The organism is Ruegeria sp. I3 (assembly GCF_056532525.1).
In genome coordinates, this window is the sequence record NZ_JBQFNI010000001.1 from 834,203 (window position 1) to 848,123 (window position 13,921).

General features: G+C 57.3%; 14 protein-coding genes. 9 read left to right on the forward strand and 5 right to left on the reverse strand.

Going from position 1 to position 13,921, the window contains the following annotated elements:
* Positions 1-57: 57 nt before the first annotated feature.
* Together ACR0L9_RS04270 and ACR0L9_RS04275 are read left to right on the forward strand one after the other, a co-directional pair.
* Positions 58-1,476, forward strand: a complete 1,419-nt coding sequence (locus tag ACR0L9_RS04270) for a TolC family outer membrane protein (protein ID WP_170391809.1) — start codon at positions 58-60, stop codon at positions 1,474-1,476.
* Between the two features lie 73 nt (positions 1,477-1,549).
* On the forward strand, positions 1,550-2,287 hold the full coding sequence (locus ACR0L9_RS04275; protein WP_480894908.1) for a hypothetical protein: 738 nt from the start codon (positions 1,550-1,552) through the stop codon (positions 2,285-2,287).
* Between the two features lie 3 nt (positions 2,288-2,290).
* On the opposite strand, the gene ACR0L9_RS04280 is transcribed toward ACR0L9_RS04275, so the two are convergent.
* Entirely contained in the window at positions 2,291-3,748 is a 1,458-nt protein-coding gene (locus ACR0L9_RS04280) for a cobyric acid synthase (RefSeq protein WP_480567141.1), read from the reverse strand.
* Between the two features lie 60 nt (positions 3,749-3,808).
* Here ACR0L9_RS04280 and ACR0L9_RS04285 point away from each other — a divergent pair, with 60 nt between their 5' ends.
* Entirely contained in the window at positions 3,809-4,378 is a 570-nt protein-coding gene (locus ACR0L9_RS04285) for a cobalamin biosynthesis protein CobQ (RefSeq protein WP_170391803.1), read from the forward strand.
* A 73-nt stretch (positions 4,379-4,451) separates the two neighbouring features.
* On the opposite strand, the gene ACR0L9_RS04290 is transcribed toward ACR0L9_RS04285, so the two are convergent.
* Positions 4,452-4,772, reverse strand: a complete 321-nt coding sequence (locus tag ACR0L9_RS04290) for a DUF6280 family protein (protein ID WP_008757056.1) — start codon at positions 4,770-4,772, stop codon at positions 4,452-4,454.
* A gap of 219 nt (positions 4,773-4,991) precedes the next feature.
* On the opposite strand from ACR0L9_RS04290, the gene efp reads away from it, so the two are divergent.
* Positions 4,992-5,555 carry an elongation factor P gene (efp, locus tag ACR0L9_RS04295; protein WP_170391801.1) on the forward strand — a complete coding sequence of 188 codons (564 nt, stop codon included), beginning with the start codon at positions 4,992-4,994 and terminating at the stop codon, positions 5,553-5,555.
* 44 nt (positions 5,556-5,599) lie between these two features.
* On the opposite strand, the gene ACR0L9_RS04300 is transcribed toward efp, so the two are convergent.
* A complete protein-coding gene (locus ACR0L9_RS04300; protein ID WP_170391799.1) occupies positions 5,600-6,535 on the reverse strand; it encodes an ABC transporter transmembrane domain-containing protein in 936 nt (311 codons plus the stop codon).
* A gap of 106 nt (positions 6,536-6,641) precedes the next feature.
* The gene (gene ygfZ, locus ACR0L9_RS04305; protein WP_480894910.1) at positions 6,642-7,379 is read right to left on the reverse strand and encodes a CAF17-like 4Fe-4S cluster assembly/insertion protein YgfZ; all 738 of its coding nucleotides are present in this window, start codon (positions 7,377-7,379) and stop codon (positions 6,642-6,644) included.
* Between the two features lie 73 nt (positions 7,380-7,452).
* Between ygfZ and ACR0L9_RS04310 the strand changes: the two genes are divergently transcribed.
* Entirely contained in the window at positions 7,453-8,127 is a 675-nt protein-coding gene (locus ACR0L9_RS04310) for a TIGR04283 family arsenosugar biosynthesis glycosyltransferase (RefSeq protein WP_480894912.1), read from the forward strand.
* Between the two features lie 844 nt (positions 8,128-8,971).
* On the opposite strand, the gene ACR0L9_RS04315 is transcribed toward ACR0L9_RS04310, so the two are convergent.
* Positions 8,972-9,835 (reverse strand): MurR/RpiR family transcriptional regulator, encoded by an 864-nt coding sequence (locus ACR0L9_RS04315; RefSeq protein WP_255611699.1) that lies wholly within the window; start codon positions 9,833-9,835, stop codon positions 8,972-8,974.
* Between the two features lie 128 nt (positions 9,836-9,963).
* Between ACR0L9_RS04315 and ACR0L9_RS04320 the strand changes: the two genes are divergently transcribed.
* The 4 genes from ACR0L9_RS04320 to ACR0L9_RS04335 are packed head-to-tail and all read left to right on the forward strand — an operon-like array spanning position 9,964 to position 13,738.
* On the forward strand, positions 9,964-10,755 hold the full coding sequence (locus ACR0L9_RS04320; protein WP_170420971.1) for an N-formylglutamate amidohydrolase: 792 nt from the start codon (positions 9,964-9,966) through the stop codon (positions 10,753-10,755).
* Positions 10,752-11,336, forward strand: a complete 585-nt coding sequence (locus ACR0L9_RS04325) for a TRAP transporter small permease subunit (protein WP_170420973.1) — start codon at positions 10,752-10,754, stop codon at positions 11,334-11,336. The genes ACR0L9_RS04320 and ACR0L9_RS04325 overlap by 4 nt, the downstream gene beginning before the upstream one ends.
* On the forward strand, positions 11,333-12,652 hold the full coding sequence (locus ACR0L9_RS04330) for a TRAP transporter large permease (protein ID WP_480894914.1): 1,320 nt from the start codon (positions 11,333-11,335) through the stop codon (positions 12,650-12,652). The genes ACR0L9_RS04325 and ACR0L9_RS04330 overlap by 4 nt, the downstream gene beginning before the upstream one ends.
* Before the next feature lie 51 nt (positions 12,653-12,703).
* Positions 12,704-13,738, forward strand: a complete 1,035-nt coding sequence (locus ACR0L9_RS04335; protein WP_170391784.1) for a TRAP transporter substrate-binding protein — start codon at positions 12,704-12,706, stop codon at positions 13,736-13,738.
* Positions 13,739-13,921 lie beyond the last annotated feature (183 nt).

The following is a 13,921-nucleotide window of genomic DNA, read 5'->3' on the forward strand; positions in this document are numbered from 1 at the left end:
AACACCGGCGCAAACTGCGCTGGTGGTTGCGTAATTTCGATTTGAGAGGACTTAGTTATGCGCGGGACGACGACAGGAAAGCTGGTCAAAGGCCTGACTTTGGCTGCTGGTGTTGCATTAAGTGTGATGCCCGGAAGGTCGGTTTGGGCAGATAATCTGACCGATGCATTCATCGGCGCGTATAACACCAGCGGCCTGCTTGAGCAGAACCGTGCCTTGTTACGCGCAGCGGATGAAGATGTCGCCATTGCGCTCTCGGCGCTGCGTCCGATCATCAACTGGACCGTGCGGGTGAGCCGGGATTACACGCGCACCAACACGAGCAGCTTGATCACGACGCGCGAGCCTTCGAGCTTTTTTTCCGGTCTCACGCTGAGCCAGTTGATCTATGACGGTGGCGCTTCCATCCTTGGCAAGCAATCGGCGCAGGAAACTGTGCTATCCACCCGTCAGTCTCTTATTGATATTGAACAACAAATCCTGATCAGAGCCGCGAACGCCTATCTGGGTGTTCTGCTGCAGGAAGAGACGGTTGCGATCCGCCAGAACAACGTGGAAGTGTCGGCGGAAGAACTGCGCGCATCGCAGGATCGCTTTGAAGTAGGTGAGGTTACACGTACAGACGTTGCCCTGTCCGAGGCACAATTGGCCAGCTCTCAGGCTGATTTGGCGGTCGCACGTGGTAACCTGAGCATTGCTCAGGCTGAATACGTAAACGCCGTTGGCAAGACACCTGGGCGGACGGCTGGCCAGCCAAGGCTGCCCAACCTGCCGCGTTCAGAGGCGGATGCGGTGAATTTGGCTCAGCGGAACCACCCTGCGATTCTTTCCGCGCAGCATCAGGTGCGTGCGCTGGACCTGATCGTGCAGCAGCAGCGTGCAAATCTGGGTCCGAATGTCAGCCTGAATGCGGATGCGGGCATTACCGAGAGCTACGACAATGACGATTACATCAACGATGCGACGATCTCACTGAACTTCAATCAGCCGATCTATTCTGGTGGCGGTCTGGCGGCAGCGGTGCGTCGTGCGATGGCAACTCGTGATGCGTCGCGTGCCAACCTTCTGAACGTTCAGAAAGACATCACACAAGGTGTTGCCGATCGCTATGCTGCGTTTCAGGCGGCAACTGCAAGCCTGCGGGCGTCAACAGAACGGGTTCGTGCTTCGCAGGTGGCGTTTGACGGTATTCGTGAAGAAGCAACGTTGGGTGCACGGACGACCTTGGACGTCCTGAATGCCCAGCAGGATTTGCTGGACGCGCAATTGGCCGAGGTAGCATCCCGGACCGAGCGGTCGCGGGCGGCATATGAACTGCTGCAGGCCCAGGGGCTGTTGACGGCAGAGCGTTTGGGTCTTGCAGTGCAGATCTATGATCCGACCCTGTATTACAACCTCGTGAAAAAGGCGCCGTCGCAGGTCAGTAAGCAAAGCCGCGATCTGGATCGAGTGCTCAAGGCATTGCGCCGCGACTAAAGGGCATCGCTACCTGTTGTGGCGCTGGCTCGGATTGGCTACAATCGGGCCTAGGTTAGAGCGGTAGAAAATAATGTCAGATCGTGTTGTAAGCGCCAATATTCAGGACGTTCTTTCGTCGGTTAAGCGAATGGTCGACGAGGACGCGCATGACGAATCAGAATTCATCTTTGTTCCGACGGCCCCGGCTGCCAAGCCGGGCCGGTTGGTTTTAACGGATGCGCTGCGCGTCAGCAATGAACCGCTGATCGCCAAGAAGGCCGCGCCCTTGAAACTGATGCCCCAGCATAGCGCGGGTGACAGTACCCCAAAGCGGGCCGCAAATGCGCCAAGCAACCCTGCCGAACCGATGCGGCTGCAACCCAGCGATATTGTACGCGCTGGTGATGTCGACGCCAAGGCAGACGCACCAAAGCGCGACCTAGCGGGAAGCCTCAGCGCCAAGATTGAAGCTTTGGAAGCTGCTATCGCGCGCACCGAGGATCAGTGGGAGCCTGATGGCGAGAGCGATGACGACTACTCTGGCACCAAGACGCAGGCTGTTGAATGGCCGGCAGACAGAGCTTTTGCGCAGTCTCAGGCGGCTGAACCAAAATCCGAAGCCACATTTATTCGCGACCCGGAGGTGGTGGAAGATATGGCACAGAAGCCGACCGATGTTACAATCGGAGAAGAGGAATTGCGCGAACTCGTCGCCCAGATCGTCCGGGAAGAGCTGCAGGGCGCGCTGGGCGAACGGATCACGAAAAACCTGCGCAAGATGGTTCGGCGTGAGATCACGCGGGCGATCGCCGCAGCGGATGTTGACTGAGGTCTAAATGGTGCGTGGCGTCTGCGCCATCGCGAGAAGCAGATCCAGATCCATATGCTGTTCCAGATGGTCGGCAAGGTCGTCCAGCACTTGTTCGACGCCGTCTTCGTAAGCTGTTTCCGATGTCACGCCCAGCTCTGCCAGATAGCTGGCGCGAAACGTGTCCGAGGTGAAAATCCCATGCAGATAGCTGCCGCGTATGCGCCCATTGGCGCTGGCGGCACCTTCCGGGCGACCTTCGATCTGCAGCCAGGCCCGAGCGCAATCCGGGCCATCAGTACGGCCCATGTGGATCTCATATCCGCTGACGGGTTCATGACCGGGCAGGGCGGTTGCTGAGCGCAGGATAACCTGCTTTTCTCCGGCCATTGTCGTGCTGACATCCAGCAATCCCAACCCTTCGACCTGACCGGGGCGTCCATCGACGCCATCGGGGTCCGAGATGGTTTTGCCCAGCATCTGATAACCCCCGCACAGGCCCAGAACATGACCCCCGCGGCGGACATGGGCATAAAGGTCGATATCCCAGCCCTGCGCCCGGAAATAGGCCAGATCGCCGATTGTAGACTTGCTGCCCGGCAACAGCACCAGATCGGCATCTCCGGGCAGGGGACGGCCTGCTGGGATGATCTCGACCGTAACGCCCGGTTCGGCGGAAAGCGGGTCGAGATCGTCGAAATTGGCCATCCGCTCAAGCTGAGGCACAGCGATCTTGCATGCCCCTCCGGTATGAGAGCGGATGTCCATCATGTCTTCTGCCGGCAGCTTCCATGCATCATGGAACCAGGGCACCACGCCCATACAGGGCCAGCCGGTCCGGGATGCGATATCGTCGCGCCCTTCATCGAACAGGGAGACATCGCCTTTGAAGCGGTTGATGGCAAAACCCCGGATCATCGCAAGGTCCTCGGCCTCCAAGACGGCTTGCGTCCCCACGATCTGAGCGATCACGCCACCCCGATGAATGTCGCCCACCAGAACCACCGGAACCTGTGCGGCACAGGCAAATCCCATATTGGCGATGTCACCCTTGCGCAGATTAGTTTCTGCCGGACTACCCGCGCCTTCAATCAACACCAGATCAGCGTCGCAGCAAAGCCTTTCAAAGCTTTCCAGAGCCGCCCCCAGTAGCTTAGACTTGTCCTTGCGATAATCGCCCGCCTTCATTGTACCTGCGCGCTGGCCCTGAAGAATGATCTGCGCGCCGGTATCAGTTTCGGGTTTGAGCAGGATTGGGTTCATATCCGTATGCGTCGGTCGTTTGGCCGCCCGCGCCTGCAGGGCTTGCGCGCGCCCGATTTCGCCGCCGTTTTCCGTAACAGCGGCGTTGTTCGACATGTTCTGCGGCTTGAACGGAGCCACGCGCAACCCGCGTCGCGTATAGGCGCGGGCCAACCCGGCCACTAAAACCGATTTGCCAACATTGCTGCCGGTGCCTTGAATCATGATGGACCGCGCCATGGCCTGTCTCCTATGCTCGGGCGCAGATGATCTGATTTAAGGCCAAAGGAAAAGCCCCATATGAATACGCCTGCGCATCTTTTGATTGGTGCTGCTGTTTTTGCCCGCCCGGCCCGGGGCGCGACGCTATGGGCAGCTCTGTTTGGGTCCTTGTTGCCGGATTTGTCGCTATACCTGATGGCCGGCGTTTCGCTGCACATCCTGAACATCCCGGCACAGGTGGTGTTTGATCAGCTTTACTTTTCACCCGCGTGGCAAACCGTATTCGCCATCGATAACTCGTTTATTTTGTGGGGAGTGGCACTTGCACTCGGGCTGTGGCGCGGCTGGCACCTGCTGACCATTGGCGCATCCGCAGGGATACTTCATTTGGTGATGGATTTCTTATTGCACGCAGGCGATGGCCGACCACAGTTCTGGCCGATCAGTTCATGGGTCTTTCACAGTCCGATCAGCTATTGGGACAGCACACATCATGCGGCTTGGATCGCGCCGATCTCAGTGACGATTTGCATTGCCGCCTATGTGGTGCTTTGGCAGCGCGGCCTGTCGGTTTCGGCAAAACTGTTCTTTGCGCTGTTACTGGCGGCCGAGCTTTGGGTGGCGTGGCAATGGATCATGTATTTTTGATCTGACCAATCAGCCCAAAGAAAAACGCGCCCCGATGTCAGGGCGCGTTTTTTCAATCGGATGCGGGGAACAATCAGGCAGCTTCGGCCTGCTGAGCCGCATTCCGGCGTTCGCTTTCTTCGCGGGACAGGGCGACAGACGTCCGTACGCCGCGACCAACAAATTCCATCAGCCCGCCTACAACCCGCTCATTGGGGTCGATGCCGGCGCACGATAGTACTTCGCGCCCATCGCGCGAACGTGCCCAACGGGCAATTTGTTCCGGTCCGTTGCCATACTTCTTGTCGTCGGCGATGGCATCATCCAGAGCAGCCAGTACAACGGCTGCGAAAAGTTTGCGTGCACGATTGCCTTGTTCGTTGTTAAAGGCAGTGCCGTCAACGAAATCTCTCATCTCGTCTTTCCTGTTTTTCTTGCTCTTGCAATTTTCGGCGTGACGGTCCTTATGACCTATTACATGCGATTCGGATACACCTAAAATGCATAGTTGCGTTGCGTCATTTGCATGGCTCGCTGCAGGTGCAGCACTAGGTTTCGTTGTCTTGTCAGGTGTGGTCACGCCAGATATAGGGACGAGAACTGACGCATCAACCGTTTGTGAAGGATTTAAGTCATGCCCAAGATAAATGGGAACGAAATTCGCCCCGGCAATGTGCTTGAGCATAATGACGGACTGTGGGCGGCGGTCAAAGTGGATCACGTAAAGCCCGGCAAAGGCGGCGCTTTTGCCCAGGTCGAGCTGCGCAACCTGCGCAATGGCTCAAAGCTGAACGAACGCTTCCGTTCGGCCGACAAGGTCGAACGCGTGCGCCTTGAGCAGAAGGATCAGCAGTTCCTGTACGAATCCGATGGCATGCTGGTGTTCATGGATTCCGAGACCTACGAGCAGATCGAACTGCCTTCGGAACTGCTGGGTGAGCGCCGCCCGTTTCTGCAGGACGGCATGACCATCGTAGTGGAGTTTTATGAAAGCGAGGCGCTGAACGCCACGCTGCCCCAAAAAGTGACCTGTAAGATCGTCGAGACCGAGCCGGTTGTGAAGGGTCAAACTGCGGCGAACTCGTTTAAGCCAGCGGTTCTGGACAATGGCGTCAAGGTCATGGTGCCGCCTTTTATCGGGCAGGATGAGATGATCGTAGTGAATACCGAGACCATGGAATATTCCGAACGCGCGTAAGCGGACGATGGTTCGGTGCAAAAGGGTCGCTCTGCGGCCCTTTTTTAGGTCCGAATGCGATAGCGCTCGGGATGATCTCCAAACAGCTCCAGCATCAGTTCGTACTTGATGCGATTGGCGCTGACCTGTCGGTAGAACGCGATCAAGAAAGCGGTCGGGCCTTGAATGCGTCCGAGACCGCTTATCGCGGCCACGACGGTGCCGACATCGGTTTTACCCTGCAACACCAGCCAGCCGCCCAGCATCAGAATCCCAACAGTCCCTGCGCCATTGATGACACTCAGCAGGAACTTGGCTGAGAGTTTCCAGATGAACATCTTGCGGCGGGTCTCGAATATCTCGTCGAACTGTTTCTCAATCGCTCGCGATGCCGCCTCGATATCCTCGTGCGTCAAGCGGTCGGTCGCGCTGCGCAGAATTCGAACACGCTCGGCCACGAAGATGTTCACTTTTCGCTGAGAGGCCAGAACGATAATGATCTGCGGAACGATCATGGAAAGTGCGATCAAGCCCAGCCCCGGTTGGGTTGAGGAGATGTAGCCGATCACGCTGATCAATGTGCCGATTTGCACCACAGGATCGGAAAACGCACCGCCTGCGAACTTGCCCAGCTCTTCCGCCTCAGCAGATACGGCCGTTGTCATCGTGCCCGAACGAAGGTCTTGCCCCTCTTCGCTGAGATCGATTGATCGGGCAAGCAACCGTCCCCGGATCAGTCGGATGATGTCCTCGCCCAGCGTTCCAGAGCGATACCCGAGCACCCATTTCAACGTAAGGCTCAACAGGATGACGCCCATCATCCCGGCGCCCAGCAACAGCAGGCGATCCACTTCGATGCTATCAGATGTCAGGTGATTGACGATGTCGCGCTGGAACTCAAGCGGAGCGGCCGCCAGCGCAGCCACCGCCAATGACAGCAGAATAAGGATGATTTGCCGTCCGGCGCTGACACGCCATATCGCGGTATAGAGGCGAAACATGCACGTATCCCGTTAGGCCAATTGCAGTCAGTGATACCGCGCGGCCCGGCCGCGTCAAATACGCAAACAGTTTCAAAAGAATGGGCGTGCCGGTTCAGCAACAAAATCAACCTGGCAGTTTTAGCGTCGCGCCACCCGCCTGCATGTCGTCCCCCGCGCGATCCAGCCGAAGGTATGCGATCGCCTTTCCGCCAGACTGTGTAAACAACACCCCGGCGGGTTTACCACTGGAGTGAATCTCGGTCCCGACCGGAGCGGTGCCCGCGATCTCGACAACGCGCAAACCTTTGCGCAACTCAGTCTTGTGCTTCATGCGCGCGGTGACCTCTTGTCCGACATAGCAGCCCTTCTTGAAGTCCAAGCCATTCAGCGCCTCGAACCCGGACTCAAGAATATAGCTGTCTGGCGTCAGTTCGATGTTGGTTTCGGGGATACAGTGACGGACGCGGATCGCATCCCAGTCCGTACCGTCATCACTTTCCAGAGCGGTAGAATAAGCGCGCCATCCCAGATCAGGATGCCGCGGGTCGGGTAGGGCGCCCTCGGGCGCGGGGCCGGTGCCGCGTTGTACGTTCAGGTCGGTCTGGTCGATGGTCACATCTGCACGCAGCTTGTACATCGTCAGTCGTTTGGCAAGCCCGTCGGCGAGCACATCGGCCACATCCAGCAGCACCGACTCACCGTCTCGTTTGAGAAAGAAGTCAGCCAGGTACTTGCCCTGCGGGGTCAGAAGGGCGGCGTAGACCAGCCCGTCGTCCAGCCGCTGCACGTCATTTGTGATCAGCCCCTGCAGAAAGCTATCAGTATCGTTGCCGGTCAGGCGCAGAATGCGGCGATTGGACATGGGTTGATCCTCGTCAATTCGTCTGGCTTCGTGATATAGGAAATCGCGCCGCCATGACCAGAGGGTTTCAGACGTGTCCGCCCCGATCAGCATTGTGATTCCAACCCTTAACGCGGGGCATTCCCTGCCGGGAACGCTACAGGCTTTGATGGAAGGGCTTCATTCAGGCCTGATCCGAGAGTTAATCGTGACCGATGGCGGCTCAGAGGATCCAACACTTGAGATGGCGGATGAAGCCGGAGCCAAGATCGTAACAGGCCCGGCGTCAAGGGGAGGGCAGTTGCAAAGGGGGTGTGCCAAAGCATCTGGCGATTGGCTGCTGATCCTGCATGCCGACACCGAGCTGCAGTCAGGCTGGAGCGCCATCGTGGCAGAGCATCTGCGTTCGCACAGGCCAGCAGCCTTCCGATTGCGGTTTCGCGTCAGCGGGATTGGTGCCCGCTGGGTTGCTGGTTGGGCCAACCTGCGTAGCAGAGTGTTTGGTTTGCCCTACGGCGATCAGGGGCTGTTGGTACGCCGCAGGGATTATGACTCTGTCGGAGGATTCCCAGATCAGCCACTGATGGAGGATGTCGCCTTGATCCGCGCTTTGCCGCGCCCGGTGCTGTTGAAAGCAGACGCGGTTACGAGTGCGGAACGCTATATCCGTCAGGGTTGGTTTCGGCGGGGCGCACGGAACCTTTGGACTCTGGCGCGGTACTTTCTGGGGGCTGATCCGCATCTGCTGGCGCAGTCGTATCGGCGTTGAAGGCGGTGCGCAGTTCAACGATGGATTTGCCCAAACGGAAGGGTGCAGCAAAGCTTACCAGACATAGGGCAATGATCTGCAGTACCAAAATGTGCGCATTCGCCTGCAGATATTCCCATTCATCCTTGAGCTTGCCGACCTGTTCGATCAGATCGTCATAGCTTTGGGCCAGGATCAGATAATCACCGGCAATCGCAGGCACCTTGCGCCGCATGTTGTCAATTGCGGTTTGTGTATCATCGTCCAGAGATGTGAAGACGAGAAATTGATCGATGCTGAAGGCATCCGCTTTCGCGGCCATCTCGCGGGCCTCATCCATGTCATCACTCGACGTGCGGCCGAATAGAAAATGCAGGCCTTGAAGCGGGGCTACTTCGTTCGTGACCGCGATGAACAACGGTAAATCGGCATTGCTTGCGGTTGAGGCGGACAGAAACTCTACCTTTTCGCACAAAACAGCTGTATCCGGGTCGTAAGCGGGGTCACAGAACCTCAGCCGAAACCGCGCGGCATCACGGTCGAATGCAAGCGTGGCGGCATAAGCAACGTCGATCTGCCGGTCCAGCCGCGAACTGTCCGAGGTGTAAAGCCCGGCCAACACGGCTACCAGCGCACCGATCCCACCCAATACGACCCAGACCAGATCCGCCAGTTTCCACGCCCGATGCCCTGCAGGTTTGCGGAACAGAAATCCTGTGCCAAACAGGCCGATCATAAAGGCCAGTATCAGCAGAGGTAATTGGTTTTCAGCGATGAATGTCATACGCTGGAGTGTACGGTCTGCGCAGCGTCTGACAACAGGGCTCACGCGCAGTTGTACCTTATGAAACGTCGCTACCTGACGTCAGGACCCCGAGCTTTGGCCGAACTTGCGAAACAGCTTCGTCCGGTCAAAGGCCTGCTCTAACTCGTCCGTGCGCTGCTTGACACTGTCCCAGAGACGTTCCTGCATTTCGGCAATGGCGCATTCCAATAGCACCATTAGCGAAGTCATGGAATCCCAGGCCGAAGGCACTGCGATCCTTACCGCAAAGGTGTGTTTCGCCAGCCGGTGGATGGGGGATCGCCATTGATCCGTCAGCAGGACAACCTCGGCCCCGCGTTCATGGCAAAGCTGCCCGATCAACAAAGTAGTGTTCTCATAACGCCGCACATCCAAGGCCACCAGCACGTCGCCTTCGCGCACTTCGAGCAGATCGTGAGTCCACGACGCTGCATCTGACAGCAGCTTCACATCAGGACGGATCATCTGCAGGTGGAGGTAGAGATATTGCGCCAGGGTCCCGGTTATGCGTCCGCCGGTGATGAAAACACGCCGTTTGGGATCGCAAAGCATACGGCAGAAACTGTCAAACTCATCCGGGTCGACCTCATCAATCGAACGCCGCTGGTTCTCAAGCGCTTGGCGGGAGTAGCGGTTGAGAATGTGTTCTTCAGGTAAGTCATTCTGCCAGACATCCCGTTTGGCGACGGGCCCCGAGATCATCTCTTTCACTTCGCTGCGTATCGCGGACTGAAACTGCGGATAGCCATCAAAGCCGGTTTTCTGAAGCATCCGCGCAACCGTGGCGGTGGAAACCGAGGCGATACTGGCCAGCTCGGTAATGCTGCCAAGCCCTGCCATGGGGTAATCATCCAGCAGCACGTTGACCAACTGCCGCTCGGTCGGTGTCATCATTTCGCGATGCGCAAGGAGCCTTTCTGTCACTCGCACGGAATACTCCTTTCCCTTTCTACCCATGTTTATGTGGAAAATTTGACAATGCAATCTGACTTGGGGAATTTTATACAGGAAATTTATTGACAGGTTAAGAACCTCTGTGGAATTTTTTCCAAATGGAATCACGTAGCGCCACTCTCACCTCTGCTCAGCCTGATTTCGGTCCCGTCGTTCACATCGACGACGCGCCGGAAGAGCCTTCGGTTGTGGTGGTGTGCGAACACGCCTCGCATCGTATCCCGGACGGACTGGGGGACATGGGGCTAAGTGCCGAGGCACTGCGCAGCCATATCGCGTGGGACCCGGGCGCGCTGCCGGTTGCACAGGCACTGGCCCAGCAGTTGAACGGCGTGCTGGTGCATGGCGGGGTGTCGAGGCTGGTTTATGACTGCAACCGCCCTCCCGAAGCCCCCGATGCTATGCCGGAATGCAGTGAAGACACACCGATCCCGGCGAACCTTGAACTGAGCGCCAATGCGCGTCAGCAGCGGATTGAAGGCGTATACGTGCCGTTTTGCCAAGGGCTAGAGGATGTTCTGATCCGTCATCACCGCACGCTAAAACTCATGGTGACGGTTCATAGTTTCACGCCGATATACCGCGGAACACCGCGCGATGTTGAGCTTGGTTTGCTGCATGGCCAGGACGCCCGCTTTGCCAAGGCGATGTTGGCCAGCGCCGCGCACGAGCTGCCCCTGGTTACTCGATTGAACGAACCCTATTCGGCGGCAGACGGGGTGGCGCACACTTTGGATCTTCACGCAGCGCCCAACGGATTGTTAAACGTCATGATCGAGATCCGGAATGATCTGATTCAGACAGCCGAGCAGCAGCGGGTCATGGCCGATTGTCTGGCCCCGTGGATCAATCGTACCATTGCTCCGTTCTGTAGCGGGGTGGGCGAATGATCAAGGCAATGTCAGCATATGTGCGTGTAGTCGATGCGGTGAACTACCGGATCGGGCGGGTCATGATGTGGGGCCTGTTCGTGATGATGGGCATCCTGCTGTGGTCCTCGATCTCGAAGACCTTCTTTCTGCCTTCGCTCTGGACGCTAGAAATGGCGCAGTTTGCGATGGTGACCTATTACATCATGGGGGGGCCGTATTCGATCCAACTGGGTTCGAACGTGCGAATGGATCTGTTTTATCATAATTGGAGCCATCGCCGGAAAGCCTGGTTCGATGCCTTCACGGTACTGCTGCTGATCCTTTATCTGGGTGTACTGTTCTACGGTGGGCTTGGATCCACGGCGTACAGCCTGGGCTATTGGGGTGATGAGCCTGTCGCCTATTTCACAGGCCTTCTGACCGGCAGCGAAGAGGTCGGACGGCTAGAACGATCCTCCACGGCGTGGCGGCCATACATCTGGCCGGTCAAGGCGATCATGGTCTTCGGCTTCTTCCTGATGCTGCTGCAGGCGATATCAGAATTTTTCAAAGACATTGCGCGGATCAACGGGCAAGAGATCGGGGCAGCGCGGGCATGAGCCAGGAATTTATCGCAATCTTCATGTTCGCTTCGATGATGCTGATGCTGTTCACAGGGCAGCGCGTCTTTGGTGCCATTGGTGCCGTCGCAGCCATTGCGGCACTGGCGCTCTGGGGGACAGGCGGGCAGGACATTCCGTTTTCGGCGGCGATGAAGCTGATGAAATGGTACCCACTGCTGACCCTGCCGATGTTCATCTTCATGGGCTATGTCCTGAGCGAAAGTCGTCTGGCCGATGACCTCTATCGCATGTTCCACGTCTGGATGGGGCCGGTGAACGGTGGGCTTGCCATCGGCACCATCGGCCTGATGGTGCTGGTCTCGGCGATGAACGGGCTCAGCGTGGCAGGTATGGCCATCGGGGCGACGATTGCACTGCCTGAACTGCTGCGGCGCGGATACGACAAGACCATGGTGACGGGGGTCATTCAGGCCGGGTCGAGCTTGGGCATCCTTGTGCCGCCCTCGGTAGTTCTGGTCTTGTACGCGATGATCGCACGGCAGCCTGTGGGACAGCTGTGGTTGGCTGGCATTGTGCCGGGGCTGCTAATGGCGTCGATGTTCATCCTCTATATCTGGATCCGATGCCGCATTCAGCCACATCTGGGCCCCGCGATGAAAGATGCGCACGAAGTGCCTCGGGCAGAAAAGCTGCGCCTTCTTGGGGCAGGGGCTTTGCCGTTGATCATATTTGCCGCAATGATGCTGCCCTTCGTGAACGGCTGGACCTCTCTGGTGGAAAGCTCGGCCATCGGTGCGCTGGCAGCGCTGGTGGCGTCGATCCTCAAGCGTCGAATGACATGGAAGATTTTTGAGGACTGCACCAAACAGACGCTGGCAATTTCCTGCATGTTCATGTGGATCATTCTTGCAGCGCTGGGCTTTGGTGCGGTGTTTGATGGGCTAGGCGCAGTGAAGGCAATAGAAAACCTGTTCACCGAGCAACTTGGTCTGTCGCCCTGGCTGATCCTGATCCTGATGCAGCTCAGCTTTATCGTGATGGGTACGTTTTTGGACGACACCGCGATGCTGGTCATTGTTGCCCCGCTTTATGTGCCATTGGTAGGTGCGCTCGGCTTTGATCTGATCTGGTACGGTGTACTTTACACCATCACCACCCAGATCGCGTATATGACGCCGCCTTTCGGCTACAACCTGTTCCTGATGCGCGCAATGGCTCCACCAGAAATCAGCCTGCGGGACATTTACCGCTCAATCGTGCCCTTTGTCGGGGTGATGATCCTGGCGCTCGCAATAATCATGATATTCCCCGAGATCGCCTTGTGGCTGCCCGGGTATGTTTACGGAAATTAACCAGAAGGCCCGACACACGGGCACCCAAACTTAAACGGAGAGGAAATTGACATGACGACAAGACGTAAGTTTCTGAAAACTGCGGGGGTAGGGGTTGCGGCGGCACCTTTGGCAACGCCTGCACTGGCGCAAAGCACGATCACATGGCGGATGCAGACATATGCCGGTCCTGCACTGGCCGAGCATGTGATCGACCCGGCTATCAAGATGTTCAACCAGATCGCCGGTGACCGTATGCAGATCGAGCTGTTCTACGCCGATCAACTGGTCCCGACCGGAGAGCTGTTCCGCGCTATGCAGAAGGGAACCATCGACGCGGTTCAATCGGATGATGACTCGATGGCCTCGCCCACCGAAGTCACTGTTTTCGGCGGCTACTTCCCGTTCGCTTCGCGCTATTCGCTGGACGTGCCGGTGCTATTCAACCAGTGGGGCTTGAACGAAATCTGGGACGAAGAGTATTCGAAGGTTGGCGTTAAACACATCAGCGCCGGCGCGTGGGATCCGTGTCACTTTGCGACCAAGGATCCGATCAATTCGCTGGAGGATATGAAGGGCAAACGCATCTTCACCTTCCCGACAGCAGGCCGGTTCCTCAGCCAGTTTGGCGTGGTACCCGTCACACTGCCGTGGGAAGACATCGAAGTTGCAGTTCAAACCGGCGAGTTGGACGGTATTGCCTGGTCGGGCATCACCGAAGACTACACCGTGGGTTGGGCGGATGTGACTAACTACTTCCTAACCAACAACATTTCGGGGGCCTGGGCCGGCCACTTCTTTGCCAATATGGATCGCTGGAACGAGCTACCGGAAGATCTGCAAACTCTGTTCAAGGTCTGCTGTGACCAGTCGCACTACTACCGCCAGTGGTGGTATTGGGGCGGCGAAGCCAACCTGCGGGTTAACGGTACCAAGATGCAATTGACGACCATCCCGGATGAAGAGTGGGCGACGGTTGAAGAAGCTGCTGTTAAGTTCTGGGACGAAATTGCTGCGGAATCCGAGACCAAGGCAAAGGTCGTGGATATCTTCAAGCGCTACAACGCCGAAATGCTCAAGGCCGGGCGGCCCTATCGTTACGGATAAAATACTTGACCGGCCCGTTCTTTCGCGGGCCGGTCGTTACAGGGACAAAGAATTTTCGTCGAAAATTCTCGCATATCACAGAGGTATTGCATGCTGACATTTGAGCATTTGAAGGCTGAGGTTTCGTCTGGCGAGATTGATACGGTATTGGTTTGTCTGGTTGACATGCAGGGCCGTTTGATG